At 69.3% G+C, this 26,694-nt stretch carries 29 protein-coding genes; 13 read left to right on the top strand and 16 right to left on the bottom strand.

The features are described from left to right. The first annotated feature begins 10 nt into the window (after positions 1 to 10). Positions 11 to 1,312: an HRDC domain-containing protein gene (locus ACQI46_RS22565; RefSeq protein WP_427096275.1), complete on the top strand. Its 1,302-nt coding sequence runs from the start codon at positions 11 to 13 to the stop codon at positions 1,310 to 1,312. 23 nt (positions 1,313 to 1,335) lie between these two features. Here the strand turns inward: ACQI46_RS22565 and ACQI46_RS22560 are convergent, their stop codons facing one another. The 6 genes from ACQI46_RS22560 to ACQI46_RS22535 form a co-directional block, all read right to left on the bottom strand. Then, positions 1,336 to 2,526, bottom strand: a complete 1,191-nt coding sequence (locus ACQI46_RS22560; protein ID WP_427096274.1) for a prolyl oligopeptidase family serine peptidase — start codon at positions 2,524 to 2,526, stop codon at positions 1,336 to 1,338. 4 nt (positions 2,527 to 2,530) lie between these two features. Then, on the bottom strand, positions 2,531 to 4,444 hold the full coding sequence (gene dxs, locus ACQI46_RS22555; protein WP_427096273.1) for a 1-deoxy-D-xylulose-5-phosphate synthase: 1,914 nt from the start codon (positions 4,442 to 4,444) through the stop codon (positions 2,531 to 2,533). A gap of 28 nt (positions 4,445 to 4,472) precedes the next feature. Further along, entirely contained in the window at positions 4,473 to 5,792 is a 1,320-nt protein-coding gene (nhaA, locus tag ACQI46_RS22550) for a Na+/H+ antiporter NhaA (protein ID WP_427096272.1), read from the bottom strand. Between the two features lie 96 nt (positions 5,793 to 5,888). After that, positions 5,889 to 6,515: a hypothetical protein gene (locus ACQI46_RS22545; RefSeq protein WP_427096271.1), complete on the bottom strand. Its 627-nt coding sequence runs from the start codon at positions 6,513 to 6,515 to the stop codon at positions 5,889 to 5,891. Beyond that, on the bottom strand, positions 6,512 to 7,723 hold the full coding sequence (locus ACQI46_RS22540) for a class I SAM-dependent RNA methyltransferase (RefSeq protein ID WP_427096270.1): 1,212 nt from the start codon (positions 7,721 to 7,723) through the stop codon (positions 6,512 to 6,514). The genes ACQI46_RS22545 and ACQI46_RS22540 overlap by 4 nt, the downstream gene beginning before the upstream one ends. Continuing rightward, on the bottom strand, positions 7,720 to 9,714 hold the full coding sequence (locus tag ACQI46_RS22535; protein ID WP_427096269.1) for an APC family permease: 1,995 nt from the start codon (positions 9,712 to 9,714) through the stop codon (positions 7,720 to 7,722). The genes ACQI46_RS22540 and ACQI46_RS22535 overlap by 4 nt, the downstream gene beginning before the upstream one ends. Before the next feature lie 118 nt (positions 9,715 to 9,832). Here ACQI46_RS22535 and ACQI46_RS22530 point away from each other — a divergent pair, with 118 nt between their 5' ends. Both ACQI46_RS22530 and ACQI46_RS22525 read left to right on the top strand, forming a co-directional pair. Further along, positions 9,833 to 10,507, top strand: coding sequence for a potassium channel family protein (locus ACQI46_RS22530; RefSeq protein ID WP_427096268.1), 675 nt, complete (start codon positions 9,833 to 9,835; stop codon positions 10,505 to 10,507). Between the two features lie 48 nt (positions 10,508 to 10,555). Continuing rightward, positions 10,556 to 11,221, top strand: coding sequence for a potassium channel family protein (locus ACQI46_RS22525; RefSeq protein ID WP_427096267.1), 666 nt, complete (start codon positions 10,556 to 10,558; stop codon positions 11,219 to 11,221). A 9-nt stretch (positions 11,222 to 11,230) separates the two neighbouring features. Here ACQI46_RS22525 and ACQI46_RS22520 read toward each other — a convergent pair whose 3' ends face one another. Continuing rightward, positions 11,231 to 11,914 carry a DUF3159 domain-containing protein gene (locus ACQI46_RS22520; protein WP_427096266.1) on the bottom strand — a complete coding sequence of 228 codons (684 nt, stop codon included), beginning with the start codon at positions 11,912 to 11,914 and terminating at the stop codon, positions 11,231 to 11,233. Next, positions 11,911 to 12,282: an OB-fold nucleic acid binding domain-containing protein gene (locus ACQI46_RS22515; RefSeq protein ID WP_427096265.1), complete on the bottom strand. Its 372-nt coding sequence runs from the start codon at positions 12,280 to 12,282 to the stop codon at positions 11,911 to 11,913. Before ACQI46_RS22515 ends, ACQI46_RS22520 begins: the two co-directional genes overlap by 4 nt. 161 nt (positions 12,283 to 12,443) lie before the next feature. On the opposite strand from ACQI46_RS22515, the gene ACQI46_RS22510 reads away from it, so the two are divergent. Next, positions 12,444 to 13,160 carry an alpha/beta fold hydrolase gene (locus ACQI46_RS22510; protein ID WP_427096264.1) on the top strand — a complete coding sequence of 239 codons (717 nt, stop codon included), beginning with the start codon at positions 12,444 to 12,446 and terminating at the stop codon, positions 13,158 to 13,160. A gap of 2 nt (positions 13,161 to 13,162) precedes the next feature. On the opposite strand, the gene ACQI46_RS22505 is transcribed toward ACQI46_RS22510, so the two are convergent. Next, a complete protein-coding gene (locus ACQI46_RS22505) occupies positions 13,163 to 13,912 on the bottom strand; it encodes a DUF3710 domain-containing protein (protein ID WP_427096263.1) in 750 nt (249 codons plus the stop codon). 19 nt (positions 13,913 to 13,931) lie between these two features. Beyond that, on the bottom strand, positions 13,932 to 14,396 hold the full coding sequence (gene dut, locus ACQI46_RS22500) for a dUTP diphosphatase (RefSeq protein WP_427096262.1): 465 nt from the start codon (positions 14,394 to 14,396) through the stop codon (positions 13,932 to 13,934). A 25-nt stretch (positions 14,397 to 14,421) separates the two neighbouring features. Here dut and ACQI46_RS22495 point away from each other — a divergent pair, with 25 nt between their 5' ends. Then, positions 14,422 to 14,898, top strand: a complete 477-nt coding sequence (locus ACQI46_RS22495) for a DUF3093 domain-containing protein (RefSeq protein ID WP_427096261.1) — start codon at positions 14,422 to 14,424, stop codon at positions 14,896 to 14,898. Positions 14,899 to 14,911: 13 nt separating this feature from the next. Here the strand turns inward: ACQI46_RS22495 and ACQI46_RS22490 are convergent, their stop codons facing one another. Further along, complete coding sequence (locus tag ACQI46_RS22490; RefSeq protein WP_043408120.1) at positions 14,912 to 15,214, bottom strand: DUF4193 domain-containing protein; 303 nt, start codon at positions 15,212 to 15,214, stop codon at positions 14,912 to 14,914. Positions 15,215 to 15,390: 176 nt separating this feature from the next. Between ACQI46_RS22490 and cei the strand changes: the two genes are divergently transcribed. After that, positions 15,391 to 16,044, top strand: coding sequence for an envelope integrity protein Cei (gene cei / locus ACQI46_RS22485; RefSeq protein ID WP_427096260.1), 654 nt, complete (start codon positions 15,391 to 15,393; stop codon positions 16,042 to 16,044). On the opposite strand, the gene ACQI46_RS22480 is transcribed toward cei, so the two are convergent. Further along, positions 16,045 to 16,896: an inositol monophosphatase family protein gene (locus tag ACQI46_RS22480; RefSeq protein ID WP_427096259.1), complete on the bottom strand. Its 852-nt coding sequence runs from the start codon at positions 16,894 to 16,896 to the stop codon at positions 16,045 to 16,047. 68 nt (positions 16,897 to 16,964) lie between these two features. Here ACQI46_RS22480 and ppgK point away from each other — a divergent pair, with 68 nt between their 5' ends. The 3 genes from ppgK (at position 16,965) to ACQI46_RS22465 (ending at position 20,490) form a co-directional block, all read left to right on the top strand. Further along, entirely contained in the window at positions 16,965 to 17,744 is a 780-nt protein-coding gene (gene ppgK, locus ACQI46_RS22475; protein WP_427096258.1) for a polyphosphate--glucose phosphotransferase, read from the top strand. Between the two features lie 210 nt (positions 17,745 to 17,954). Continuing rightward, the gene (locus tag ACQI46_RS22470) at positions 17,955 to 19,349 is read left to right on the top strand and encodes an RNA polymerase sigma factor (protein WP_427096257.1); all 1,395 of its coding nucleotides are present in this window, start codon (positions 17,955 to 17,957) and stop codon (positions 19,347 to 19,349) included. 91 nt (positions 19,350 to 19,440) lie between these two features. Further along, positions 19,441 to 20,490, top strand: a complete 1,050-nt coding sequence (locus tag ACQI46_RS22465) for a methyltransferase (RefSeq protein ID WP_427096362.1) — start codon at positions 19,441 to 19,443, stop codon at positions 20,488 to 20,490. Positions 20,491 to 20,498: 8 nt separating this feature from the next. On the opposite strand, the gene ACQI46_RS22460 is transcribed toward ACQI46_RS22465, so the two are convergent. The 3 genes from ACQI46_RS22460 to ACQI46_RS22450 all read right to left on the bottom strand — a co-directional run bounded on the left by ACQI46_RS22460 (position 20,499) and on the right by ACQI46_RS22450 (position 23,465). Then, positions 20,499 to 22,160: a hypothetical protein gene (locus ACQI46_RS22460; protein WP_427096256.1), complete on the bottom strand. Its 1,662-nt coding sequence runs from the start codon at positions 22,158 to 22,160 to the stop codon at positions 20,499 to 20,501. A gap of 110 nt (positions 22,161 to 22,270) precedes the next feature. Further along, on the bottom strand, positions 22,271 to 23,053 hold the full coding sequence (locus ACQI46_RS22455) for a hypothetical protein (protein ID WP_427096255.1): 783 nt from the start codon (positions 23,051 to 23,053) through the stop codon (positions 22,271 to 22,273). 58 nt (positions 23,054 to 23,111) lie between these two features. Beyond that, positions 23,112 to 23,465, bottom strand: coding sequence for a DUF952 domain-containing protein (locus tag ACQI46_RS22450; protein WP_427096254.1), 354 nt, complete (start codon positions 23,463 to 23,465; stop codon positions 23,112 to 23,114). Positions 23,466 to 23,598: 133 nt separating this feature from the next. Between ACQI46_RS22450 and ACQI46_RS22445 the strand changes: the two genes are divergently transcribed. Both ACQI46_RS22445 and ACQI46_RS22440 read left to right on the top strand, forming a co-directional pair. Further along, on the top strand, positions 23,599 to 23,790 hold the full coding sequence (locus ACQI46_RS22445) for a DUF7455 domain-containing protein (protein ID WP_427096253.1): 192 nt from the start codon (positions 23,599 to 23,601) through the stop codon (positions 23,788 to 23,790). 27 nt (positions 23,791 to 23,817) lie between these two features. Then, positions 23,818 to 24,765, top strand: a complete 948-nt coding sequence (locus ACQI46_RS22440) for a YihY/virulence factor BrkB family protein (RefSeq protein WP_427096252.1) — start codon at positions 23,818 to 23,820, stop codon at positions 24,763 to 24,765. Here the strand turns inward: ACQI46_RS22440 and ACQI46_RS22435 are convergent. Further along, positions 24,755 to 24,991, bottom strand: coding sequence for a DUF3039 domain-containing protein (locus ACQI46_RS22435; RefSeq protein ID WP_427059704.1), 237 nt, complete (start codon positions 24,989 to 24,991; stop codon positions 24,755 to 24,757). The two genes, ACQI46_RS22440 and ACQI46_RS22435, sit on opposite strands and share 11 nt — an antisense overlap. Positions 24,992 to 25,097: 106 nt before the next feature. On the opposite strand from ACQI46_RS22435, the gene ACQI46_RS22430 reads away from it, so the two are divergent. Next, on the top strand, positions 25,098 to 25,499 hold the full coding sequence (locus ACQI46_RS22430; protein WP_427096251.1) for a DUF3099 domain-containing protein: 402 nt from the start codon (positions 25,098 to 25,100) through the stop codon (positions 25,497 to 25,499). Positions 25,500 to 25,646: 147 nt separating this feature from the next. Next, positions 25,647 to 26,606 carry a sigma-70 family RNA polymerase sigma factor SigB gene (sigB, locus tag ACQI46_RS22425; protein WP_427059702.1) on the top strand — a complete coding sequence of 320 codons (960 nt, stop codon included), beginning with the start codon at positions 25,647 to 25,649 and terminating at the stop codon, positions 26,604 to 26,606. Positions 26,607 to 26,694: the final 88 nt, after the last annotated feature.

Here is a 26,694-nt window from a genome sequence, read left to right as displayed (position 1 = left end):
GGGTTCCGCCATGGACGAATCTGGCGACCCCGGCGCCCCCGCCGCGCTGGCTGACTCCGCCGCCCTGGCTGACTCCGGCGGCACCGCCGCCGTGGCCGAACCGGAGGCCGAGCCGCTGCTCGCGCCCCGCGACGGCGTGCCCGACCTGTCGGTCAGCCGCTATGAGATCGCGCGCGCGGCCGAGTTGCTGGCCTCGGGCACCGGTCCGTTCGCGGTCGACGCCGAGCGCGCATCGGGCTTCCGCTACTCCAACCGCGCCTACCTGATCCAGATCCGCCGCCGCGATGCCGGCACCGTGCTCATCGATCCGGTCAGCCACGGCGGCGACTCCGTCGAGGTCCTCGCTCCGGTGGCCGCGGTACTGGCCACCGACGAGTGGGTGCTGCACGCAGCCGACCAGGACCTGCCGTGCCTGGCCGAGGTCGGGATGAGGCCGAGCGCGCTCTACGACACCGAACTCGCCGGCCGGCTGGCCAACTTCGACCGAGTCAACCTGGCGTCGATGGTGCAGCGCATGCTGGGCCTGCAGCTGACCAAAGGGCACGGCGCGGCGGACTGGTCGAAGCGGCCGCTGCCCGACGAGTGGCTGAATTACGCGGCGCTGGACGTCGAGGTGCTGGCCGAGCTGCGCGACGCGATCGCCGCCGAACTCGAGGAGCAGGGCAAGACCGAGTGGGCGCGACAGGAATTCGAGTTCCTGCGCACCTTCGAGGCCTCGCCCACCCGGCGGGACCGTTGGCGGCGCACCTCCGGTATCCACAAGGTGCGCGATCCGCGGGCGCTGGCCGCGGTGCGGGAACTGTGGACCACCCGCGACCAGATCGCGCGCCGACGCGACATCGCCCCGGGGCGCATCCTGCCCGACAGCGCCATCATCAGCGCGGCCACCGCCGACCCCGACACCGTCGAAAAGCTCACCGCGCTCCCGGTTTTCGGCGGTTCACGGCAGCGGCGCAGCGCACAGGTCTGGCTGGACGCGCTGGCCCGGGCCCGGACCGCCGAGCGACCGTCGGCGCAGGAACCGTCCAACGGTCCACCGCCGGCGTCGCGGTGGGCGCGACGCAAACCGGAGGCCGCCGCGCGCCTCGATGCAGCCAAGGCGGCGCTGGCCGAACTGGCGCAACAGGTTTCGGTGCCGGCGGAGAACCTGCTGTCGCCCGACACGGTCCGGCGCCTGTGCTGGGACTGGACGCCGGCGGGCGACCCCGAAGCGGCGGTCGACGAGTTCCTCCAGGCGTGCTCGGCGCGGCCCTGGCAGCGCGAGCTGACCGTGCCCGTGCTGGCACGGGCGTTGACCACCGCGCAACCGTGACGCCGGCGATGCGCTGTCGCGGCTCAGCGCAATAGTTCGGCCAGGAACGGCGTGGAGTCCGGCAGCGACGCCAGCACCGTGCCGCCGTGGTCCTGGTCCGGATACACCTTCAGCGTGACCGGCTCACCGTTGGCGACCAGCTGATCGTGGAATCGCAGCGTCAGGTTGGGCGGCACGTCGCGATCACGCAGCCCCACGCCGAGGAAGATCGGACGGTCGTAACCGTCGGACGGGATGCCCATGTAGTCATCGATGGCCTCGGCGGCGCCGGGCAGTGACGCGATCGGCGCACTGAACAGGCCCGGCACCGTGGTACCGGTCAGCTCTGCCGAAAGGTCGGACAGACACAGTGTTTCGGCCCGCTCGGCAGCCACTCGGCCGGCCGGGGACAACACCTCGTCGACGTTCAGATCCGGACGTGCTTCGCGCAGAGCGGCCACGATGTACGCCGCGTAGGCGGTGGCCACCGGTCCCAGCTCGGGCGGCACAGCCATGTCCGGCCCGGCCTGCTTGACCAGACTCTCCACTCCCGCCGGCGTGCCGGTCGCGACGACGCCGCGGTAGTCCAGACCGGACCCGGCGCTGAACTCGGTGGCCCAGCGGGCCGTGGCGACCGCGGCCGCACCGCCCTGGGACTGGCCCACCACCGCCCACTTGGGTGACAGCGGCAGCTCCATCCGGTGGGCGGCCAGCACCGCGTCGGTGACACCGCGGGCGGTGGTGACGCTGTTGAGATAGCTCATCAACCCCGGCGTCCCCAGACCGGTGTAGTCGGCTGCGACCACCGCGTAGCCCTCGTCGAGCCAATGGCTCAGGTACTCGCCGTCGCGGCCGCTGCGCGGATGCGCCGACGGCGTGCAGTCATCCCCCAGCCCCACCGTGCCGTGCGCCCACGCCACGACAGGCCAACCGCCTTGCGGCGCAGCGACTTTCGGCAGGAACACTGCGGCGGTTCCGACCGCCGGGCGGTCGTGCTGGTCGACGGTCGAATACAGGATCCGGTAGGCCGCGCCGGCACCGGCGACCGACAGGTTCGGGTCCAGCGGCACCGTTCCGATCAGCCCGCCGGGTGCGGGGACGGGCCCGGAGTAGGCGCGCTCGTCCATGCCCGACCATTGCGGCGGCGCCGCCGAGGCCGTCTGTGGGACTGCCACCAGACTGGCCACGAGCAACGCCGCAACGACAAGAATCCGTACGCCGAGAAGCGATCTCATTCGTCTAGTCGAGATGCTCGCTGACCTCGCGGTCGCCGACGGCCGGGCCGAGTGCGGACACCCATCCGGTGATCTGGCGGGCGATGTTGCGCTCGGTCAGTCCGGCCTCGCTGAGCACTTCACCCCGGGAAGCGTGGTCGAAGAACCGCTGCGGCAACGCCGCATCCCGGCACGGCACGTCCACCTCGGCGCGGCGCAGCGCACCGGAGACTGCCGAGCCGATGCCGCCCTGCACGCCGTTGTCCTCGAGGGTGACGACCAGTTTGTGGCGCGCCGCCATCGTGACGACGACGTCGGGGACCGGCAGCACCCAGCGCGGGTCGACCACCGTGACGCCGATGCCGTGCGTGCGCAACCGTTCGGCGACGGCCAACGCCATCGCGGCGAACGGACCGACCGCCACGATCAGCACATCCTCGGCGGAGTCACCGTCCGGGACCGCGAGCACGTCGACACCGTCGCGCCGTTCGAGCGCGGGGATGTCCTCGCCGACATCACCTTTCGGGAAGCGCAGCGCCGTCGGGCCGTCGTCGACCTCGAGCGCCTCGGCCAGTTCCTCGCGCAACCGGGCACCGTCCCGGGGCGCGGCCACGCGCATGCCGGGCACGACGTTGAGGATCGACAGGTCCCACATGCCGTTGTGGCTGGCGCCGTCGGGACCGGTGACGCCGGAACGGTCCAGCACCATCGTCACCGGAAGCCGGTGCAGCGCCACGTCCATCATCACCTGGTCGAAGGCCCGGTTCAGGAAGGTCGAGTAGACCGCGACGACCGGATGCATGCCGCCCATCGCCAGACCCGCTGCCGACGTGACGGCGTGCTGCTCGGCGATGCCCACGTCGAAGAACCGGTCCGGGTAGCGGTCCCGGAACGCCGACAGGCCGGTCGGGCCCGGCATGGCCGCGGTGATCGCGACGACGTCACGACGTTTGGCGGCCAACCGCACCAGCGCCTCGGAGAACGTCGACGTCCATCCCGGGCCGGGCACCGAAGTGGCCAGACCGGTCCGGGGATCGATGACGCCGCAGGCGTGCATCTGTTCGTCGACGTCGTTCTCCGCCGGCGCATAGCCCATGCCCTTGCGGGTCACGACGTGGACCACGACGGGCGCGTTGAAAGCCCGGGCATGGCGCAGCGCGCTCTCCACCGCGTGCTCGTCGTGCCCGTCGATCGGTCCCACGTATTTCAGGCCCAGGTCGGTGAACATCACCTGCGGGGACAACGCGTCCTTGATGCCGGCCTTGATGCTGTGCATGCACTGATAGCAGAACTCGCCGATGACCGGCACTCCGCGGACAGCCTTGCGGCCCTCCTCGAGCACCCGCTCGTAGCCCGGCTGCAGACGCAGCGCGGCGAGGTGCTCGGCGAAGCCGCCGATCGTCGGCGCATAGCTGCGGCCGTTGTCGTTGACGACGATGACCACCGGACGCTGGGACGCGGCGATGTTGTTCATCGCTTCCCAGCACATGCCACCGGTCAGCGCGCCGTCCCCGACCACGGCGACGACGTGGCGGTTGCGGTGCCCGCTCAGTTCGAACGCCTTGGCCAGCCCGTCGGCGTAGGACAGCGCCGAACTGGCGTGGCTGGATTCCACCCAGTCGTGCTCGCTCTCCGAGCGCGACGGATAGCCCGACAGGCCGTCCTTCTTGCGCAGGGTCTCGAAGTCCGGGCAGCGGCCGGTCAGCATCTTGTGTACGTATGCCTGATGGCCGGTGTCGAACAGGATCGGGTCATACGGCGAGTCGAAGACGCGGTGCAGCGCAAGCGTCAACTCCACGACGCCCAGGTTGGGTCCCAGATGTCCACCGGTGGCCGCGACCTTGTGGATCAAGAAGTCGCGGATCTCGCGGGCCAACTCCTCCAGTTGCGCCTGCGAGAGGTGCTGCAGATCGGCGGGACCGCGGATCTGTTCAAGCATCCCGCCAGTCTACGCACGGCCCGCGGGGTCAGTCCTGTCGAGCCTGGTACACGTCGGGCACCCCGTCACGGTCGTCGTCGACCGTCTCCAGCTGGTGAATGCGCCGGTAGGCGGCGTTTCTGGACAGCAGCAGCACGGACGCACCGGCCGCGGCGATCAGAGATCCGGCCAACACGCCGATTTTCACCAATTCGTCACGTTCGGTGCCCAGACCGTAGGCAAGATCGCCGATGAGCAGCGACACGGTGAACCCGATGCCGGCCAGCATCGACATCCCCAGAACGTCGATCCAGCGCAGCGACGGATCCAACTCGGCCCTGGTGACCGCGGACAGGATCCGGGTGGTGCCGAAGATGCCCAGCGGCTTGCCGAGCACCAGCCCGGCGATGATGCCGAGGGTCACCGGTTCGGTGAACGCGTGCGACAGCCCGCTCAGCCCGCCGATGCTGACGCCGGCGGCGAAGAACGCGAAGGCCGGGATCGCCACGCCGGCCGACAGCGGCCGCAGCCGGTGCTCGAAGTGTTCGGCCAGGCCCGGCCCGGCAGCGGGACCACCGGCGGCCGCGCTGCGCCACACCGGCACGGCAAGGCCCAACAGCACTCCGGCGACGGTCGCGTGGACGCCGGATTCGTGCATCAGCACCCACGTCGCCACCGCCAGCGGGATCAGCAGCCACCACGCGCGGATGCGTCGCTGCACGCAGACGGTGAACAGCACCAGCGGCACCAGCGCCCCGGCCAGCGCCCAGCCGTTGATCTGCTCGGTGTAGAAGACCGCGATGACGAGGATCGCCAGCAGATCGTCCACCACCGCGAGCGTGAGCAGGAAGATGCGCAGCGCCGAGGGCAGATGGGTGGAGATGACGGCCAGGACGGCAACCGCGAACGCGATGTCGGTCGCCGTCGGTATCGCCCATCCTCGCAGCGCGTCGGGTTCGGTCTGGGACAACACCGCGACGAAGATCAGCGCCGGCATCACCATGCCGCCGATTGCTGCGGCGATCGGCAGGACGGCGCGCGACGGGTCCCGCAGGTCGCCGGCCACGAACTCGCGTTTGAGTTCGAGCCCGACGATGAAGAAGAAGATGGCCAGCAGTCCGTCGGCCGCCCACGTGCCCACACTGAGTTCGAGGTGCAGCCCGAACGGGTGGCCGCCGATGCGGGTGTCGCGCAGCGCGAAGTAGGTGTCGGCCCACGGTGTGTTGGCCCACACCAGCGCCGCCGCTGCGGCGACCAGCAGCACCACCCCGCCGACCGTTTCCTTGCGCAGGATGTCGGTGATGCGGCTGGTCTCGGCCCACGATCCCCGGCTGAAGATCGTGCGGTTCCGTGCAGATTTGTCGGTCACAAAGGGCCTATCGGGTGCGGGCGCGGTCAGGTCGTCGCCGACCAGACTTCCCGGCACACCGGTTTCCAAGCGTAGGGCATGCCTGTCCGGTGAGGATTACGGCTCGGGGTGGCCGTGCGCCGTCGTGCCGTTGGGTGCGGCGCCGGACCGTGGTCCTCGGCCGGCGAAGAGCGCCTCGTCGGACCAGCGGGCCGCGGCGGCGTGCCCGGCGAGCAGTTTGAGGTAGAACACCGGGCCGAACCAACGTGCCGACGGGTACGGTTCCAGCGTCGCGTCCAACGCGATCCCGCCTGCTGTCAGCGCCCAGCCCAGCGGACGCCGGTGGGCGCGGAAGCGGCGAATCAGCACCGTGGCCGTCAACAGGTAGCCGTAGCGGACGCCGGCGTGCAGCCAGCCGCGGCGGCCGGCCCCGTCGACCCAGGCCAGCACCAACGGGTGCAGGTGCACCAGCGCGAACCGCAGGTGGTCGGCGTCGGTCTGACCCGGGCGCTCGTACCAGCGGGCGCAGGCGACGGTGTTGTTGGCCCACGCGCCACCCCACAGGTCCACCGCCGACACCGCCAACAGCGCCACCTTGGGCCGGCTCAGCCTGCGGGCGTGGCGCAGCGCGTCGACACCGCCCGCCCCGGCCAGCGTCAGGATCGTCACGGTTCCGGCGGGGCTGGTCTCCGGGCCGACGAACTCCAGCCATGCGCGCCGCAGCGGGCCGATGCGCTCGCTCATGCCTGTCCCGCGCGGGTCAGCACGGTGATGCACTCGACGTGATGGGTCAGCGGGAACGAATCGAACACCCGCAGGGCCTCGACCTCGTATCCGCGGGCCCGGTACAGGCCGACGTCGCGGGCGAAAGACGCTGCTTCGCAACCGATGTGCACGATACGAGGCACCTCGGCGGCGGCCAGCGCATCGATCACCTCGCGGCCGGCCCCGGTCCGCGGCGGGTCGAGCACCGCGACGTCGGCGCGCCGAGTCTGCGTGCCCAGGGCGCGGCGCACCGAGTCGTTGATGACGGTGACCCACCCCAGATCGGCCAGCGCTGTGCGCGCCGACCGCGACGCACCGCGCGAGGTGTCCACGGTGATCACCCGCCCGCCGTCGCCGACCGCCTGCGCCAGCCCGGCAGCGAAAATGCCTGCGCCACCGTACAGATCCCACGCGGTCATCCCGGGGCCCAACTGCGCCCATTCGACGACCAGTCGGCTGTAGAGCTCCGCGGCGTCGCGGTGGGCCTGCCAGAACGCGGTGACCGGAATACGCCAGGTGCGTCCACCCACCCGCTGCACGGCTTCGTATCCGCCTTCGACGACCGCGGTCTTGCGGCCGCCGCGGCTACCCGCCGTCACGATGTGGCGCACGCCGTCGTCGTCGACGGCCACGTGCACCGCGGCTCCCGGCGGCCACGTCTGCTCCGCGACCCCGGCGAGCATGTCGCCGGGCAACTGCGCGCAGTCCAGGCGGTGCACCAGTTCGTCGCTGTGGTAGCGGTGGAACCCGGCGCGCCCGTCGGCCGAGGTGTCCAGCCGCACCCGGGTGCGCCATCCGGTCGCCGAACCGCCCCCGACGGGTTCGGCGGTGGCCTCGTCCTCATCGCACCAGTGGTAATCCCCCAGACGCGCAAGTTGATTGGCCACCACCGCACCCTTGATGCGGCGAGCCTCCGACGGCTCGGCGAACGCCAGATCGCAACACCCGGACTGCTCGGGTCCGGCGATCGGACACAGCGATTCGATCCGCGCGGGTGCCGCGTCGAGCACCTCGGTCACCTCGGCGTTCCAGTACGACGCGCGCTCGTCGAGCACCCGCACCCGCACGGTCTCCCCCGGTAGCGCGTACCGCACGAACACCACCCGCCCGTCGTGGCGGGCGACGCACTTCCCGCCGTTGGCGGCCGCGTCGGTGCGCACCACCAAATCGCCCGTGTCAGTGCTCAATCCAGGAATCCCTTCCGCGCGTCGCCCGGCGCCGACTGCGGCGCCAGCTTCTTCAACCGTTCCGACGAGGACAGTTGCCACGGCACCGAGGTCACCATCACATTCGGCATGAACAGCAGCCGGCCTTTGAGACGCAACGCGCTCTGGTTGTGCAGCACCTGTTCCCACCAGTGGCCCACCACGTACTCCGGGATGAACACGGTGACCACGGTGCGCGGCGATTCCTTGCTGATCCGTTTGACGTAATCGAGTACCGGCCTGGTGATCTCGCGGTACGGCGATGCGATCACCTTCAGCGGCACGCTGATGTCGCTGTCCTCCCATTTGAGCACCAACTCCCGGGTCTCGGCGTCATCGACGCTCACCGTGACGGCCTCCAGGGTGTCCGGGCGGGTGGCGCGCGCGTAGGCCAGCGCGCGCAGCGTGGGCAGGTGCACATTCGACACCAGCACGATGGCGTGGTTGCGGCTGGGCAGCACGATGTCCTCGGCCTCCTCGGACTGGATCTCCAGCTCGCGGCGCACCGAGGTGTAGTGCCGGTGGATCAGGTTCATCACACCGAACAGCGCACCCATCGCCAAGATCGCGATCCACGCTCCGGCGACGAACTTGGTGACCACCACGATCACCAACACCGAGCCGGTGCACACACAACCCACGATGCTGATCGCACGGGCACGGTGCATGCGGGCACGCGCCTCGGGCTCGGTTTCGGTGCGCAGTAATCGGGTCCAGTGCCGCACCATGCCGAACTGACTCATGGTGAACGAGACGAACACACCGACGATATACAGCTGGATCAGCGCGGTCACCTCGGCGCCGAACGCGACGACGAACGCGATGGCACCGAACGCCAGGAACAGGATGCCGTTGGAGAAGGCAAGCCGGTCGCCGCGGGTGTGCAACTGGCGGGGCAGGTAACGGTCCTGCGCCAGAATCGATCCCAGCACCGGGAAACCGTTGAACGCGGTGTTGGCCGCGAGCACCAAGATCAGCGCGGTGACCCCGGCGATCAGGTACAGCCCCGGCGCGAAGTCGTGGAACACCGCGTCGGCGAGCTGGGCGATCAGCGTCTTCTGGTGGTAGTCGGCCGGCGCACCGACCAGCTGCTCCTGCGGGCGTTCGGCGATCTGCACACCGGTGGCCTGGGCCAGCATGATGATGCCCATGAAGAGCGTGACCGCGATGACGCCGAGCAACAGCAGGGTGGTGGCCGCGTTGCGGGACTTGGGTTTCCGGAACGCGGGCACCCCGTTGCTGATCGCCTCGACACCGGTCAGCGCGGCGCTGCCCGACGAAAACGCCCGCGCGACGAGGAAGATCAGCGCGACACCCAGCACGTCGCCGTGTTCGGCGTTCATCTCGAATTCGGCCGATTCCGCACGCAGCGGGTTGTCCAGGACGTAGATCTGAAAGAAGCCCCAGCCCAACATGATCACGATGCCGGCCATGAACGCATAGGTCGGGATCGCGAACGCGGTACCGGATTCCCGGATACCGCGCAGGTTCAGGGATGCCAGCAGCAGGATCGCGATGACGGCGAACAGCACCTTGTGGTGGTTGACGAACGGGATCGCCGAGCCGATGTTCGACATCGCCGAGGACATCGACACCGCCACCGTCAGCACGTAGTCGACCAGCAGCGCGCTGGCTACCGTCAGGCCCGCCGTCGGCCCGAGGTTGGTGGTCACCACTTCGTAGTCCCCGCCACCGGACGGGTAGGCGTGCACGTTCTGCCGGTAGCTCGCGATCACCACGAGCATCACCGCCGCAACGGCCAACCCGATCCACGGCGCCATCGAATAGGCCGCCAACCCCGCCACCGAGAGCACCAGGAAGATCTCCTCGGGCGCGTATGCCGTCGAGGACAGCGCGTCTGAAGCGAAGACCGGAAGGGCGATGCGCTTGGGCAGCAGGGTGTGCGACAGACGGTCGCTGCGGAACGGCCTGCCGAGGACGAGCCGGCGCGCGACGGTCGAAAGCTTGGACACGACAGCCAAGAGTAAGCCTGCCCACCCGGAACCGCCGCAAAGCTGTAGCGTTGCGCCGAGCACAGGTATCCAGCAACTCGCTGGCGCCGCGACCGGCGCAGGTGGAAGGACACGACAGGTGCGCGTAGTGGTGATGGGATGCGGCCGGGTCGGTGCGTTGCTGGCCGACAGTCTGGCCAGGATCGGCCATGATGTCGCGGTGATCGACCGCGACAGCGCGGCGTTTCACCGGCTCTCCCCCGACTTCCCGGGCGAGCGGGTGCTCGGGATGGGTTTCGACCGCGATGTGTTGGTGCGGGCCGGCATCGAGCAGGCTTCCGCCTTCGCCGCGGTCTCCTCCGGCGACAACTCGAACATCATCTCGGCGCGGGTGGCCCGCGAGACCTTCGGCGTGCAGCGCGTGGTGGCACGCATCTACGACGCCAAACGCGCCGCCGTGTACGAACGGCTGGGGATCCCGACCGTGGCCACCGTGCCGTGGACCACCGACCGACTGCTGAACGTGCTCACCCGCGAGACCGAAACCACCAAGTGGCGCGACCCCAGCGGCAACGTCGGGGTGGCCGAGCTGACGCTGCACGAGGACTGGGTGGGCCGCCGCATCAGCGAATTGGAGGCTGCCACCTCGGGCCGGGTGGCGTTTCTGATCCGGTTCGGCGCCGGTCTGCTGCCGGACGTCAAAACGGTGGTGCAGGCCGGGGATCAGGTGTATCTGGCGGCGGTTTCGGGTCACATCGCCGAGGCGCTGGCCATCGCGGCGCTGCCACCCACTGAGGATGCCGAGGGCCGGTGACACGCACGCGAGGAGCAATCGGATGACGCGCACGCGAGGAGCAATTAAGTGAAAGTCGCCATCGCCGGAGCCGGTGCCGTCGGCCGCTCGATCGCCCGCGAACTCGTCGCCTCGCATGAGGTCACGCTGCTGGAACGCAATCCCGAACACATCGACGTCACCGCGGTTCCCGCAGCGCACTGGCGGCTGGGCGACGCCTGCGAGCTGAGCCTGCTGGAATCGGTCAAGCTCGAGGAGTTCGACGTCGTCATCGCGGCCACCGGCGACGACAAGGCCAACGTGGTGCTGAGCCTGCTGTCGAAAACGGAGTTCGCCGTGCCGCGCGTAGTGGCCCGGGTCAACGACCCCCGCAACGAATGGCTGTTCGACGAATCCTGGGGTGTCGACGTCGCGGTGTCGACGCCGCGCATGCTGGCCTCGCTGGTCGAGGAAGCGGTGTCGGTGGGTGATCTGGTGCGGCTCATCGAGTTCCGCAAGGGCCAGGCCAACCTGGTCGAGATCACTCTGCCCGACGACACCCCGTGGGGCGGCAAGCCGGTCAAACGCCTCGAGCTGCCCCGCGACGCGGCGCTGGTGACCATCCTGCGCGGTGCCCGCGTGATCGTGCCCGAAGCCGACGAACCTCTCGAGGGCGGCGACGAGCTGTTGTTCGTCGCGGTGGCCGAGGTGGAAGACCAACTGCGCGAGCAGCTGCTGCGGCCGCCCAGCCGCTGAGCGGCGCTGTCAGTCCTGGCCGGCGACCACGTCGTCGACGTCGTCGTCCACCCGCTGCTTGCGCACCGCACGTTTGGCCGCCCGAATGGCCAGATAGGTCACCAGCGCGGCCACCGCGGTCAACGGCCAACCCATCGCGATGCGCGCCACGCCCAGCCACCCGGTCTGGTCGGCGTCGTAGAGGTGGCGCTGCACGACGAACCGCGACGCGAACACCAGCACCCACACCAGGGTGGCCAGATCGAACGCCCGCACCGCGGCGGCGACCTCACGCCAGTCGCGGTCGGCGGTGTTGACCCAGCCCCAGATGTAACCGACGACCGGACGGCGGATCACCACCGACACGGCGAAGACCACCGCCCAGAACAACGAGGTCCAGATGCCCAGCAGGAAGTAGCCCTTGGACGCACCGACCAGGTAGGCGATCAGCGCGCTGATACCGACGGCGAAGAATCCGGAGATCGCCGGTTGGGTCGACTCGCGCCGGGCCAACCGCCACACCAGGATCACGGTGGCCACACCGAGCGCTGCGGAGATCGCCGGCAGCAGACCGAACGCCGAGGACACCGGCACGAACACCACGACCGGCAGCGACGAGTAGATCAGGCCGCTGACGCCGCCCATCTGCTCCAGGACTGCCGCCCCTCGCGGCGCAGCGCCTTGCTGGTCCGGGTCGGTGTCCGGAGCGCTCACTTCTGGATCTCGTAGTGCGGGTTGTAGATCGCCTTGGCACCGCTGTCGAGCTTGCCCACGCGGCCACGCACCTTCAGCGTCCGACCCGATTCGATGCCCGGGATGCGGCGCTGCCCGAGCCACACCAGCATCACCGAGTCGGTGCCGTCGAACAGTTCGGCCTTCACACCGCCGCCACAGTTCTTGCCGCTGCACTCGACGCTGCGCAAGGTGCCGATCATCGTCACCTCCTGGCCGCGCTGGCAGTCGATCGCCCTCTGCGCGCCGGTGTGCGCGACGTCCTCGGAGAGCTCTTCGACATCGAGCTGCTCCGGGTCCTCGGTCAACCGGCGAGTGAGCCGCCGCAGGTAACCCTCGGCCGTGGCCATGGCTTCTCCTGACCTTCTGTCAATCCGCTCCTGCGGGATTACCCCGCCGCAGGCCACCGTAGACCTCCCGGTGCACAGATGCGAACGAGGCGCCGGTCCGTTTCACGCCGGCGAGCCGGCCGAGTCAATCCGTGTGGTGCCGACCGGGCACGATCGAGGACATGGCGGTCGAAATGCGCGGTGTCACCGCGGTCCTGCTCCCCGGTACCGGTTCCGACGACGACTTCGTCTACCGCGCGTTCGCGGGTCCGCTGCACGCTGCGGGCGCCACGGTGGTGACGCCGCGGCCGCAGCCGCAGCGCCTGATCGCGGGATACCGCGACGCGCTCACCGACGCCGCGCGGTCGGGCCCGATCGCGGTGGGCGGGGTGTCGATCGGCGCGGCGGTCGCGCTGGACTGGGCGCTGGCTCATCCGGCGCGAACCGTCGCGGTACTGGCCGCGCTCCCGGCGTGGAGCGGGGCGCCGGACACCGCTGCCGCCGCGCACGCGGCCCGCTACTCGGCCGAGGCGCTGCGACGCGACGGTTTGGCGGTCACCACCGCACAGATGCAGGCGTCCAGTCCGCCGTGGTTGGCCGAGGAACTGACCCGCTCCTGGGCGGGCCAGTGGCCGGCGCTGCCCGACGCGATGGAGGAAGCGGCGTCCTACCGGGCGCCCACCGCCGACGCGTTGACCGGCCTGGCGGCCCCGATGGCCGTGGTGTCGGCCACCGACGACGCGGTCCACCCGCTACACGTCGGGGTCGAGTGGGCATCGGCCGCGCCGCGCGCGGTGCTGCGCACCGTCACGCTGGACCAGATCGGGGCAGACCCAGCCGTGCTAGGCGCACAGTGCCTGGCCGGTCTGGCCGACCTCGACGGCGCGGCGTCGCGCTAGCCTCAGCCACCCATGCTGGTGCGCAGCTGCTGCATCGCCGAGCCTTGGGTGCCCTGCCGGGCCGCAGGTGTGGGCGGCTGTTGCTGCTGGGGCGGCGCCGGCTGACCGGCGGCCTGGGCCTGTTGGGCGGCCGCCTGCTCCTGCGCGAGGCGCAGTTGCGCGGCCATCGGCTCAGGGAGTTCGACCGCGAGCGGGGTACGGACCGGCAGCGGGGTGTCGCCGCGACGGACCACCGTGTCGGCCAATGCGTTTCGCGCCTGCGCGGCCAGGGCCCCGATGTGTTCGGCGGGACCGTTGACCACGCAGCGCACCATCCACCGGTAGCCGTCGACGCCGATGAACCGCACGACCGTCGCCCCGTCCGCCGCGGTGCCGACCACCTCGCGCCCCCATGGCCCGTCCTCGATGCTGACGTGGGGTACGTCCCGGCGCAGCGACTCGGCCAACTCGGCGGCCACCTCGCGCCACAGGCCCGCGGATTTCGGTGCAGCATAGGCGGCGATGGTGAACCGTCCCTGCGGGGTGACCACCCAGACGGCGCTCGGCACGCCGGTCTCGGCGAGCTCGACCTGCACCTGTCCGCCGTCCGGCATCGGGATCAGCACCGATCCCAGGTCCAGGCGCGCCACGGTGGCCACCTCGGGGTCGTCGAAGTCCTCGATGTCGAACGGACCCTCGAGCTCGTCGTCGGCGTCGTCCTGCGACGCCTCGATCCGGTCGTCGTCGTCTTTGCGGTGTCGCCTCAGTGCCATTTCCGCTTCCCCTCACTTCTCACAGGCTCGCGTGTCCCCCCGATGACCCGTGTCCCCCGTCGCCGCGCGTGGTGCCGGTCACGCCGGCCTCGTCGAACGACGACACCTCGACCAGCTCCGGCAACTCGACGCGCTGTACCAGCAGTTGGGCGATGCGGTCGCCGCGCCGGATCTCGATCGGCGTGGCGGGATCCAGGTTGATCAGCGACACCTTGATCTCGCCACGATAGCCCGCATCGATGGTGCCGGGACTGTTGACGATCGAAAGGCCCACGCGCGCAGCCAGTCCGGAGCGGGGATGCACCAGACCGACCATGCCGTGCGGAATCGCCACCGCGATGCCGGTCGGAACCAGAGCGCGGGCACCGGGGGCGAGCTCGACGTCGGTGGCGCTGTACAGGTCGACTCCGGCATCGCCGTCGTGCGCGCGGCTGGGCAGCGGCAACCCGCGGTCGAGCCGCACTACCGCCAGAGAGGTGGACACGACGTCAAAGACTACTCTTGGCCGCGTGTCCGACACGCGCGCCACGACCCAAACGGTCCGCTACCGCGAGCGGTTGCGGGTTCCCTGGTGGTGGTGGCCGCCGGCAATGGTGGTGGCCGCATTGATCGCCGTGGTGTTCCAGCGCGGCCTGACCGGTCTGCCCGACTGGGTGCCGTTCGCCGCGCTGCTGCCGGTGGCAGGGGTGACGTTGCTGTGGCTCGGCCGCTACGAGGTGCGCGTCGTCGAATCCGGCGGCCAGACGCAGCTGTGGGTGGGCGAGGCCCATCTGCCGACCTCGGTGATCGCGCGCACGGCGGAGGTGCCCAAGTCGGCGAAATCGGCCGCGCTCGGCCGCCAGCTGGATCCGGCGGCTTACGTGGTCCACCGGGCGTGGGTCGGCCCGATGGTCCTCGTGGTGCTCGACGATCCGGACGATCCCACGCCGTACTGGCTGATCAGCGCCAAGCATCCGGACCGCGTCCTGGCGGCGTTGCGCCAGTGACGACTGCGCGGCCTCAGGCCGCGCAGTCCGAGCAGATCATCATGCCGTTCTTCTCGCTCGCCAGCCGGCTCCGGTGATGGACCAGGAAGCAGCTGGAGCAGGTGAACTCGTCGGCCTGCTTGGGAATCACCCGTACCGACAACTCCTCACCGGAGAGGTCGGCGCCGGGCAGCTCGAAAGACTCGGCGGTCTCTGACTCGTCGACATCGACGACAGCCGACTGAGCTTCGTTGCGCCGTGCCTTCAGTTCCTCGAGTGAGTCCTCGGAAACATCGTCGGTCTCAGTGCGCCGTGGGGCGTCGTAATCGGTGGCCATGCCTGTCCCCTCCGTGAAGCTCGTTGCAGCGTTGCTTTGTACCAGCGTCGAACGCATCCGCCAAACGATTCGTGCCCGGAAAGCGACGCAGTGCACTGTGATTTATGTCACAATCATACGGGTCTGCGCGTTCACGCCGGTCGGGGCGTCGCGCGCGGGGCTCTAGAGTGCTCAGCGTGGTCGCGCAAATCACCGATGGAACGGCGTTCGACAAACGCGGACGGCCGTTTCGGCGTCGCAACCTGGTGCCGGGCATCGTCATGTTCGCCGTGCTTGCGGTCATCTCGCTGCTGGTGTGGGTGATCGCGCTGTCCCGCCCTGTCGACGTGGTCGAAGCCGCACCCTGCAACCCGCCACCGGCGCCGGCCGATCCCAATGCCGCAATGCCCGTCCTCGAGCCGGTGGCGCGCACCGCGATGACCGACGTCATGCCCGCCAAGCTCGCCGACACCCGCATCCGGGTGCTCAACGCCAGCGGCCAGGGCGGACAAGCCGCCGAGATCGCCGGCGCGCTGCGCGACCTCGGCTTCGCCGAACCGGAAGCCGCCAACGATCCCATCTACGCCACCGCGCGGCTGCAGTGCCAGGGTCAGATCCGGTTCGGCCCGTCCGGACGCGCCGCAGCCGCCGCCGTCTGGCTGGTGGCCCCGTGCACCGAGCTGTATCAGGACGAACGCAGCGACGACTCGGTCGATCTGGCCATCGGAACCGACTTCACCGAGCTGGTCCGCAGCGACGACATCGACGCCGTGCTGGCCAGCCTGATGCCCGACGCCACCCAGCCCGCCGACCCCGCACTGCTGAGCAAGATCCACACCGGAACCTGCTGATCAGGCTTCCTCGGCCGCACCGCACCGCCGCAACTCCGCGTCGAAGGCGGCGCTGATGCCCGGAGCTGCGGCGATCACCAGCCCCGACCCGTCCGGAGTCGACGGCAGACGCAGCCGCGCCCCGGCCTCCGCGGCGATCAACGCGCCGGCCGCCCAGTCCCAGCGCTGCACCCCGTCTTCGTAATAGCCGTCGAGGCGGCCGGTCGCGACCATGCACAGGTCCAGCGCGCACGATCCGATGCGGCGCAGGTCCCGCACCTGCGGGAGCAACCTCGCCACCACCTGGCCCTGCCGCTGCCGGCGGGCCGGGTCGTATGCGAACCCGGTCCCGATCAACGCCGTGGACAGGTCCTCGGCCCCGCTGCAGCGCAGCACCGTGACCACCTCCGCGCGCCGCACCCGCGCCCCGCCGCCGACCGCAGCCGAATAGACCGCGCCGGCGGCCACGTCGGCGACCGCGCCGGCCAACGAGACACCATCGCGCTGCACGGCCACCGACACGGCGTACGCCTCGATCCCGTAGAGGAAGTTCACGGTGCCGTCGATCGGGTCGAGCACCCAGGTGAGTTCCCCGTCGTCGCAGGTCTGCGGCCCGCCTTCCTCCTCGCCGAGGATCCGCTCGCCGGGGCGCAGCTCCCCGATCCGGTTGCGCAGCAACCGCTCGGTCTCGGTGTCGACGACGGTGACCGGATCAGTCGGGGTGCTCTTCGTGCGCACCGCGGCGGAGGCGGGCGGTCGTCCGCCGTCTCCGAACACCTCGCCGCGACGCCGCAGCACAAATGCGGCCGCTTCGGCGGCCAGCTGTTCGGCCACGTCGCGCAACCGCCCCGGGTTGATATCTGCACCGCTCATGAGCCCATCGCAGCACACCCGCAACCGATAATGTGGCCACCACCCACTCACCTTGGTAGAGGAGTCTCATGAGCGCCACGGAGTCCGCACCGCGCCGCGGGTTCGGCATCGACGTCGGCGGCAGCGGGGTCAAGGGCGGCATCGTCGACCTCGACACCGGTGAGTTGATCGGGGACCGGTTCAAACTCCTGACCCCGCAGCCCGCGACCCCGGAGGCGGTCGCGGCCACCATCGCCCAGGTCGTCGACCATTTCCAGTGGGACGGGCCCCTGGGCGTGACGTATCCGGGCGTCGTGGTCGACGGAATCGTGCACACCGCGGCCAACGTCGACAAGGCGTGGATCGGCCGCAACGCCGCTCAGGTGATCGGCGACGCGCTGCCGCGTCACCAAGTCACGGTGCTCAACGACGCCGACGCCGCCGGGCTGGCCGAGGAGCGGTTCGGCGCCGGCCGCGACAACAGCGGCGTCATCGTGCTGCTGACCTTCGGCACCGGGATCGGTTCGGCGGTCATCCACAACGGTGCGCTGCTGCCCAACACCGAGTTCGGTCACCTGGAGGTCGGCGGCAAAGAGGCCGAGCATCGTGCGGCAAGCTCGGTCAAAGAAGCCAAAGGGTGGTCCTACGAACGCTGGGCCAGAGAAGTCACCGATGTGCTGATGGCCATCGAGAACGCGATCTGGCCGGATCTGTTCATCGCCGGCGGAGGCATCAGCCGCAAAGCCGACAAGTGGATTCCGCTGTTGAAGAACCGCACGCCGGTCGTGGCCGCGGCGCTGCGCAACACCGCAGGCATCGTGGGCGCGGCGATGGCCGCCGAGGCCGACGTCACCACCACCACGCCGTGATTTCTGCGCCGGCGGCGCGCGGTGCGACGCGTCGTTTTCGTCGCTGGGCACGGGTGCGCCCACTCTGTCGTTACAATGGTCCTCGGCGACCGCCCAGCCCACACCGCAGCGGAGCATCCCGACATTGAGATCTCGCCGACATCGACATAGCCGACCCAATTTCGGTGGCGCATCACTGCGCGCCGAGACCGCACGACCGAAAGGGTGTACGTGGCAGCGACAAAGGCAAGCCCGGCAACCGATGAGCCGGTGAAGCGCACCGCCGCCAAGACCCCAGCTAAGAAGGCTGCGCCGGCCAAGAAGGCGGCCAAGAGCGCACCCGCGAAATCGGCCAAGGCGCCCGCGGCCAAGTCCGCCGGCCGCGGACGCGCCAAGAAGGCCACCGCGGCGGTCGAGGCCACCGACGACGATCTGACCACCGAGGCCACCGACGACCTGGAGGTCGAGCCCGGCGAGGATCTCGAAGTCGAGGACACCGACATCGATCTCGAGGACATCGAGGTCGACGACGCCGACGACTCCGGCGCCGCGGCCACCCCCAAGGCGGGTGCGACGGCGAAGGCCGACGACGCCGACGACGACATCGACGAACCGTCCGACAAGGACAAGGCCTCAGGCGATTTCGTCTGGGACGAAGAGGAGTCCGAGGCGCTGCGCCAGGCCCGCAAGGACGCCGAGCTCACCGCGTCCGCCGACTCCGTCCGCGCGTACCTGAAGCAGATCGGCAAGGTCGCGCTGCTCAACGCCGAAGAAGAGGTCGAGCTCGCCAAGCGCATCGAAGCGGGTCTCTACGCCACGCAGTTGATGGCGGAGTACGCCGAGAAGGGCGAGAAGCTGCCCGCCGCGCAGCGTCGCGACATGATGTGGATCTGCCGCGACGGTGACCGCGCCAAGAACCACCTGCTCGAGGCCAACCTCCGTCTGGTGGTGTCGCTGGCCAAGCGCTACACCGGCCGCGGCATGGCGTTCCTGGACCTCATCCAGGAGGGCAACCTCGGTCTGATCCGCGCCGTCGAGAAGTTCGACTACACCAAGGGTTACAAGTTCTCCACCTACGCCACGTGGTGGATCCGTCAGGCCATCACCCGCGCGATGGCCGACCAGGCCCGCACCATCCGTATCCCGGTGCACATGGTCGAGGTCATCAACAAGCTGGGCCGCATCCAGCGCGAGCTGCTTCAGGACCTGGGCCGCGAGCCCACCCCCGAGGAGCTCGCCAAGGAGATGGACATCACGCCGGAGAAGGTGCTGGAGATCCAGCAGTACGCGCGTGAGCCGATTTCGCTGGACCAGACCATCGGCGACGAGGGCGATAGCCAGCTCGGCGACTTCATCGAAGACAGTGAAGCCGTCGTCGCGGTGGACGCCGTGTCCTTCACCCTGCTGCAGGATCAGCTGCAGTCGGTGCTCGAGACGCTCTCGGAGCGCGAGGCCGGCGTGGTCCGGCTGCGGTTCGGCCTCACCGACGGCCAGCCGCGCACGCTCGACGAGATCGGTCAGGTCTACGGCGTCACCCGCGAACGGATCCGCCAGATCGAGTCCAAGACCATGAGCAAGCTGCGCCACCCGAGCCGCTCGCAGGTGCTGCGCGACTACCTGGACTAGAACCCGCGACAACGGCCTATGGTGCCGGTAGCGTGCACGCGTGACACAGACGCGGTCCCGCCGCCGGGTTCCTCCGGTGCGCCTGCTCAACATGGTTGATCGGCTGCGTGCCGGACTGGCCACGGCACACCGGTCGACGGCGCCCGGCAACGTGGCCCTGCTCGAGCTGGCGACCGGGTCCTGGGTGACCCAGATCCTCTACGTCGCCGCACGGTTGGGCATCGCCGACCGGCTCGCCGACGGACCGGCCCGCGCCGAGGACGTCGCCGAGGACGTCGGCGCGCACCGCGATTCCGTCCGTCGATTGATGCGCGCGCTGACCAGTCGCGGGGTGCTTCGCGAACAGCGGGACGGCCGCTTCGCGCTGACCGCGGTCGGTCAGGCCCTGCGCAGCGACACCGACAACTCGCTGCGCGACATGGTGCTGTTCATCGGGCATCCGATGCGCTGGGCCGATTGGGGCGCACTGGAACACGCGGTGCGGACGGGCCAGCCGGCCGCCGAACACCTGCGCGGGATGCCCTATTTCGACTACCTCGACACCGACCCGGAGTTCGCCGAGGTGTTCAACCGGGCGATGACCGCCGCCAGCGGACTCTCGGACGAAATCGCGCTCGGCGCATGCGATTTCAGCGGATCGTCACTCGTGGTCGACGTCGGCGGCGGCCACGGCAGCGTGCTGTCGACGATCCTGCACAGTGCGCCGCAGGCATCCGGACTGCTCTACGACCTGCCCAAGGTGGTCGCAGGTGCGGGACCGGTGCTCGACGCCGCCGGCGTGGCACACCGTTGCCGCGTGGTGGGTGGTTCGTTCATGGAATCGGTGCCGGCGGGCGGCGACGTCTACGTGCTCAAGAACATCCTGCACGACTGGAACGACGAAGACGCCTGCACGATTCTGCGCAACGTCCGAACCGCCGCCGCCGACGGGGCCCGTTTGGTCGTGCTGGAAATGGTTCTGCCGCAACGAGCTTCGTCGTTCATCGGGCACATGCTCGACATGGAGATGCTCGTGGTGGCGCACGGCCGGGAGCGCACCGAAGCGGAGTACGCATCCTTGTTGCGCGACACCGGGTTTCGGCTCGACCGCGTCATTCCGACCGTCACCCCGATCTCGGTGATCGAGGCGACGGCCGTCTAGCTCCCGCGTCAGCCGTTGTCGGAGCGGGCGCCGTTTCCGCTGCCGCCGGATCCGCCCGCGCCGCCGGCACCGCCGCGACTGCCCGACGCGTCGGTGCCGCCCGTGCCGGCCGCACCCGACGTTCCGCCTGCGCCGTCGCCGGACGGGCCGCCGGCACCACCGCGTCCACCCGCACCGCCGCGACCGCCGTTGCCGACGGCGCCGTCGCCACCGTCCGCACCCTTTGCGCCCTGCTCGCTGCCGGCACCGCCGCGGCCACCGGTGCCACCGGCACCTCCGTCACCACCTGCACCGCCGGCTCCGCCGCGACCGCCGTTGCCTCCGGCTCCGACCTCGACCGGGCCAGCACCCGGGTCGGACACGTCGGCACCGCCGCGACCACCGTTGCCGCCGTCACCGCCGACCGCGCCGTTGCCGCCGGTGCCGCCACCGCCTCCGAGACCACCGGCCCCGCCGTTGCCGGTCAGTCGGCCGCTGCGGCCGCCCGCTCCGCCGTTGCCGCCTGGAGTTCCCGTCATACCGGCCGCACCGGTACCACCGTCGCCGCCGGCGCCACCCACGCCGCCGAAGCCGACGCCCTGGTCGATCCTGACGTCGCCTCCGGCGCCGCCGTTGCCACCGCGGGCGCCGGTACCGCCGGTGCCGCCCGCGCCGCCCTCGTTGCCGAATGCCGCCGCGCCCGGACCGGTGTCCTGCGCGAGGCCCGCGTCGCCGCCGTCACCGCCGGCGCCGTAGCCGGCGCCGTTTCCGCCGGCACCACCGGCTCCGCCGATCGTGTACGTGTGGCGTGGGCTGAGGAACGAGGTGGTGCCCTGGCCCTGCCCGCCGCGGCCTCCTGCCTGGTCGGTACCCGAGCGTCCGTCCTCGCCGCGTCCACCGTCGCGTCCGCGCAGTGTTCCGTCGACCACGCGGTTGCTGAGCGGAAGACCTGTGGGGCCGCTGTAGTTCGGGTTGCCGGTGGCGGCCTGGCCGCGACCGGGGAAGTTCACGCCGTCGAAGCCGGCTCCGCCAATGCCCCCGTTGCCACCGTTTCCGCCGTTGCCGTGCAAACGCCCAGCAGCGCCGCCCGCGCCACCGTGGCCTCCGGCGACGCCGAGTGCGCCGTCCGCGCCATGCCCGCCGTCGCCGCCATCACCCGTCGTGGCAAACAGTCCTACGTTGCCGCCGTCCCCGCCGTCCTGGCCCGGAAAGTAGCCGTCTCCCCCGCGGCCGCCGTTACCGCCAAACAAACCGCCGTTGCCACCGTTGCCACCCCGCGCGCCGTTTCCCCCGTTGCCGAACAGCAGACCGCCGTTGCCGCCGTTGCAGGCTGCACCCTCACAGTCCTCAGACGCGTCCAGTCCGTCGCCGATCAGCCATCCCCCGGGCCCCACCATCGGGCGCACGGGCGCGGCGGCCGATACGAGATCGACGGACACCTCCGCAGTCCGGTTGTCGCGCGAACCGGCCGAGCCGATCCACCAAACATCTTGCTGACCAGTGGATTCATTCCCCAGAGACGACTCCGTCGACGCCAGCTGGACGTCCATCTCCACGATGTCCGCCGCGGTGGAATCCTGACCGAACAGGAGGCCGACGCCGATCACGGTGGCCCCGCCCGTCCCGGCAAAGAGCCACTGCCGAGTCGCTCGCCAATTGATCTTCCGCCCCGCGTCCAACCCAACGGTCATGTGCTGCAATCCCCTCCCGATACGCGCCATGGATTGCTGGAATCTAACATGGCAAATTATCTGGACGGTAAACGCACGCGCGCAGCGACCGGCGTTGGCACTCGATGGGATCAGCGTTTGCGCTCGCGCACCTTGTAGGTCGAGGGCCAGGATTCACGGGTCTCGTCGCCGACGAGCGGCACACCCTTGCTGCCGATCCGGACGTCGTAGGCTTCCTTGCCCGCGCCGGCTTCGCGGTTGGCGTGCTCGGTGGCCAGATAGATCAACTGGTCGATCTCGGCTTCGGCGAATGCCACGAACGTCGTCTTGCGCACGATCTCCTCGGCCGGCGGCACCATGCGGTCGGGCAGCACCCGACTGAGCACCGCGGCGATACCGAGCAGCGAGAACGGCACCACCCAGTAACAGACGAACGACACCGGGGTGCGCGTGTCGAGCAGCGTGGCGTCGCCCTGCACGATCGGCGGGATGGCCGCCGACACCGTCATCCCCGCGAAGGCCGCGATCCAGATCCAGGTCAGCACCCTGGTGATGCGGCCGAACACGTCGCTTTCGATGACCTCCTTCGGCTGACCGCTCTCGGCGAACTCACGCACGAACGGCTTGCCGATCAGCGCACCGACCAGCGCGACCAGGAAGATGCCCGCGGTGCTCAGCGGCTGCAGCCACCGCTCGAGAAACGACTGGTCACCGGCGAACGTCAACACGGTCAGTACCGAAAACGTTGCGACGGCGCCGATTTCGAGGGTCAGGCCGGGAGACCGCCGGATCCTCGCCACGACCAAGACCGCTACCGCCGCCGCGAGCGCAACCAGGACGGCCGTCGCGAACGGCACGTTGCCGACAAGAACCCAGTAGATGATCCACGGCGCAAAGCCAGAGAGTATGCCCACGAAACGGCAGTGTATTGAGTCACCCCGACGCCCTGCCGTGACGTGCGTCACCTCGGCATCACGCCATCGGTGCGAAGAACCCGTCCGGACCAGGCAAATAAGGGGTGATGTGGATCACAGCATCTACAGGGAGTTCTCCATACAAATGCGGGAACACCATGCCATCGGGATCGGCGGGAACACCCGGTTCCCAGCGCACTGGAGAGGTGAGTCGTGCAGGGTCGATGCAGAGCAGCATCAGGTCCGTACGACCGGCATACAGCCGGTTGGCCGGCAAATGCACCTGCGCGGGTGTCGACAGGTGGACGAACCCGACCGACTCCAGCGAGTCGGGTCGGTGAGTACCGAGGTCTCGCGCCCGCGCCCATTCGTCGGCGGAGCACAGATGGACGAGAACGGCCTCCGCGTCCATACCGTCGACCCCTCCCCGCCGCAATTCGGCTCTCGGTGAAACACGACACACCCGTGAACCCCCGGGGAACAACGCCGGAAGCCCACGCGTCTGACAGAGTAGAGATACGCCGCTACACCCTGGAGGTGCCACTATGACCGCAACGCTCACCAGCCCCGAACTGACCAAGGCTGACCGCTGCGACCGTTGCGGCGCCGCTGCACGGGTGCGCGCCACGCTGCCCTCGGGCGCCGAACTGCTGTTCTGCCAACACCACGCCAATGAGCACGAGGCCAAGCTGATCGAGATGGCCGCCGTCCTCCAGGTGAGCGCGGTGGAGGCCTAGTCACCGATCCGCCATGCTGGTCTGGTCATGGGTGACCAGTCAGCGCAGCCGGTGAAACGGCCGACGTCGTCGCGTCATCACCTTCGCCACCTGACCCTCCGCACACTGTCGAAAAGTTGGGACGACTCCATCTTTTCGGAGTCGGCTCAGGCTGCGTTCTGGTGCGCGCTGTCGTTGCCGCCGTTGCTGCTCGGCATGCTGGGCAGCCTCGCCTACATCGCTCCGCTGTTCGGGCCGGACACACTGCCGACCATCGAGAGTCAGATCATCGCGGTCGCCGACCGGTTCTTCTCCCCCAACGTCGTCGTCGAGATCATCGAGCCGACCGTGCGCGACATCGTGCAGGGGGCGCGTGGCGAGGTCGTGTCGATCGGGTTCGTCATCTCGCTGTGGGCAGGCTCATCGGCGATTTCGGCGTTCGTGGACTCGATCACCGAGGCACACGGCCAGACGGAGCTTCGCCACCCCGTCCGCCAACGCTTCTATGCACTCGGGCTGTACGTCGTGATGCTGATCGGCGCGATCATCACCGCGCCGTTTCTCGCGCTCGGGCCGCGCAAGGTCGGCGAGTTCATCCCAGAGAGCTGGGATCGGTTCCTGCAGTTCGGCTATTACCCCGTGCTGTTCCTGGGGCTGCTCATCGCGGTCAACCTGCTGTATCGCGTCTCGCTGCCCGAACCGCTGCCGTCGCACCGACTGCTCGCGGGATCAGTACTGGCGACGGTGGTCTTTTTGATCGCGACCTGGGCGCTGCGGCTGTACCTGACGTGGATCACCAGCACCGGGTACACCTACGGCGCGCTGGCCACTCCGATCGCATTTCTGCTGTTCGCGTTCTTTCTCGGCTTCTCGATCATGATCGGTGCCGAACTCAATGCCGCGGTCCAGGAGGAATGGCCGGCCCCCGAGACCCACACCAACCGGCTACGCGGTTGGCTGGGCGGCCGGGGCGATACCGACGCGGCTACTTCTTGAGCTGCTCGTAGATCCGCTTGCAATCCGGGCAGACCGGGGATCCCGGCTTGGCCGAGCGCGTCACGGGAAAGACCTCACCGCACAACGCGACGACATGCGTTCCCATCACCGCGCTCTCGGCGATTTTGTCCTTCTTGACGTAGTGGAAGAACTTGGGAGTGTCGCTGTCGGTCCCGTCGTCGACGCGTTCGTCGGTATCGGTGCGTTCGATCGTCTGGGTATCCATGCGCCTATTGTGCCTGGCGGCGAATCGGTAAGAAATGCGACGGGTTTCCCCCGGCATATATGTGGAACAGTGGAGGTATGACATCGCGACCCGGCCTGCGTCTCCCGTGCGTGACCACGAGCTGAACTTCGACGACGACGGGCGCCCGGTCCTCATCACCCGGGCGGCGCCCGCGTACGAGGAACAGCACCGGCAGCGGGTGCGGAAATATCTGACGTTGATGTCGTTCCGGATCCCGTCTCTGATCCTGGCGGCGGTGGCATACGGCATCTGGCACAACGGCCTGATCTCGCTGGCGATCATCCTCGTGGCGATTCCCCTGCCCTGGATGGCCGTGTTGATCGCCAATGATCGGCCTCCGCGTTCCGCCGAGGAACCGCGGCGCTACGACTCGAACAAGCGCATCCCGCTGTTCCCGACATCCGAGCAACCCGCCATCTACGGCGGGCTGGACGTCGAGCCGCCGCAATCGAGCGCCACCGAATTTCGCGACGATCGTCCGCGCTGAGCGGCATCTGCACCCATTCTCAGCACATTCTCAGGTCGGCGCTGAAAAACCGCTGATCAGAACGTGTGAAGGCCTCCGAACGTGGGAACTCATTGCGCGTCTAGGGCGTTGTAACTCACGAAAGTTCCACCCGATCAGGAGGCCGTCATGGCAAATGCCACCACCAGCCGCGTTGACCAAGACCTGGACGCTCAGAGTCCAGCCGCAGACCTGGTGCGGGTGTACCTGAACGGAATCGGCAAAACCGCGTTGCTCACGGCCGCCGACGAGGTCGAGCTGGCCAAGCGGATCGAGGCGGGGCTGTATGCGCGGCATCTCCTCGAGACGCGAAAGCGGTTGGGTGAGAACCGCAAACGTGACCTCGCCGCTGTCGTGCGCGACGGTGAGGCCGCCCGCAGGCACCTTCTCGAGGCCAACCTGCGCCTGGTGGTGTCGCTGGCCAAGCGATACACCGGCCGCGGCATGCCGCTGCTGGACCTCATCCAGGAAGGCAACCTGGGCCTGATCCGCGCGATGGAGAAGTTCGACTACGCCAAGGGCTTCAAGTTCTCCACCTACGCAACGTGGTGGATCCGTCAGGCGATCACCCGCGGTATGGCCGACCAGAGCCGCACCATCCGGCTCCCCGTTCACTTGGTCGAACAGGTCAACAAGCTGGCCCGGATCAAGCGCGAGATGCACCAGAACCTGGGCCGCGAAGCCACCGACGAGGAACTCGCCGAGGAATCAGGTATCCCGGTGGAGAAGATCAACGACCTGCTCGAGCACAGCCGCGACCCGGTGAGCCTGGACATGCCGGTCGGCAGCGATGAGGAAGCGCCACTGGGCGACTTCATCGAGGATGCCGAGGCGATGTCCGCGGAGAACGCGGTGATCTCCGAATTGCTGCATACCGACATCCGCTACGTGCTGGCCACGCTCGACGAGCGCGAACAGCAGGTCATCCGGCTGCGGTTCGGACTCGACGACGGGCAGCCGCGCACCCTCGACCAGATCGGCAAGCTGTTCGGCCTCTCGCGCGAGCGGGTTCGCCAGATCGAGCGCGAGGTCATGGCCAAGCTGCGCAACGGCGAGCGGGCCGACCGCCTGCGGTCGTACGCGAGCTGACCGGATTCTCAGCAAGGCCCGCCCCACCGGGGCGGGCCTTGCGTCTTCGTGGCGATGTGGCACGCGTCGCTACACGAAGCGCGCTGTT

Origin of the sequence: Mycobacterium sp. SMC-4, from assembly GCF_050205565.1 — a bacterium.
In the GTDB taxonomy this organism is placed as follows: Bacteria; Actinomycetota; Actinomycetes; order Mycobacteriales; family Mycobacteriaceae; genus Mycobacterium.
Note: the sequence above shows the minus strand (reverse complement) of the source record. Positions and strands in the feature narration are given on the sequence as shown.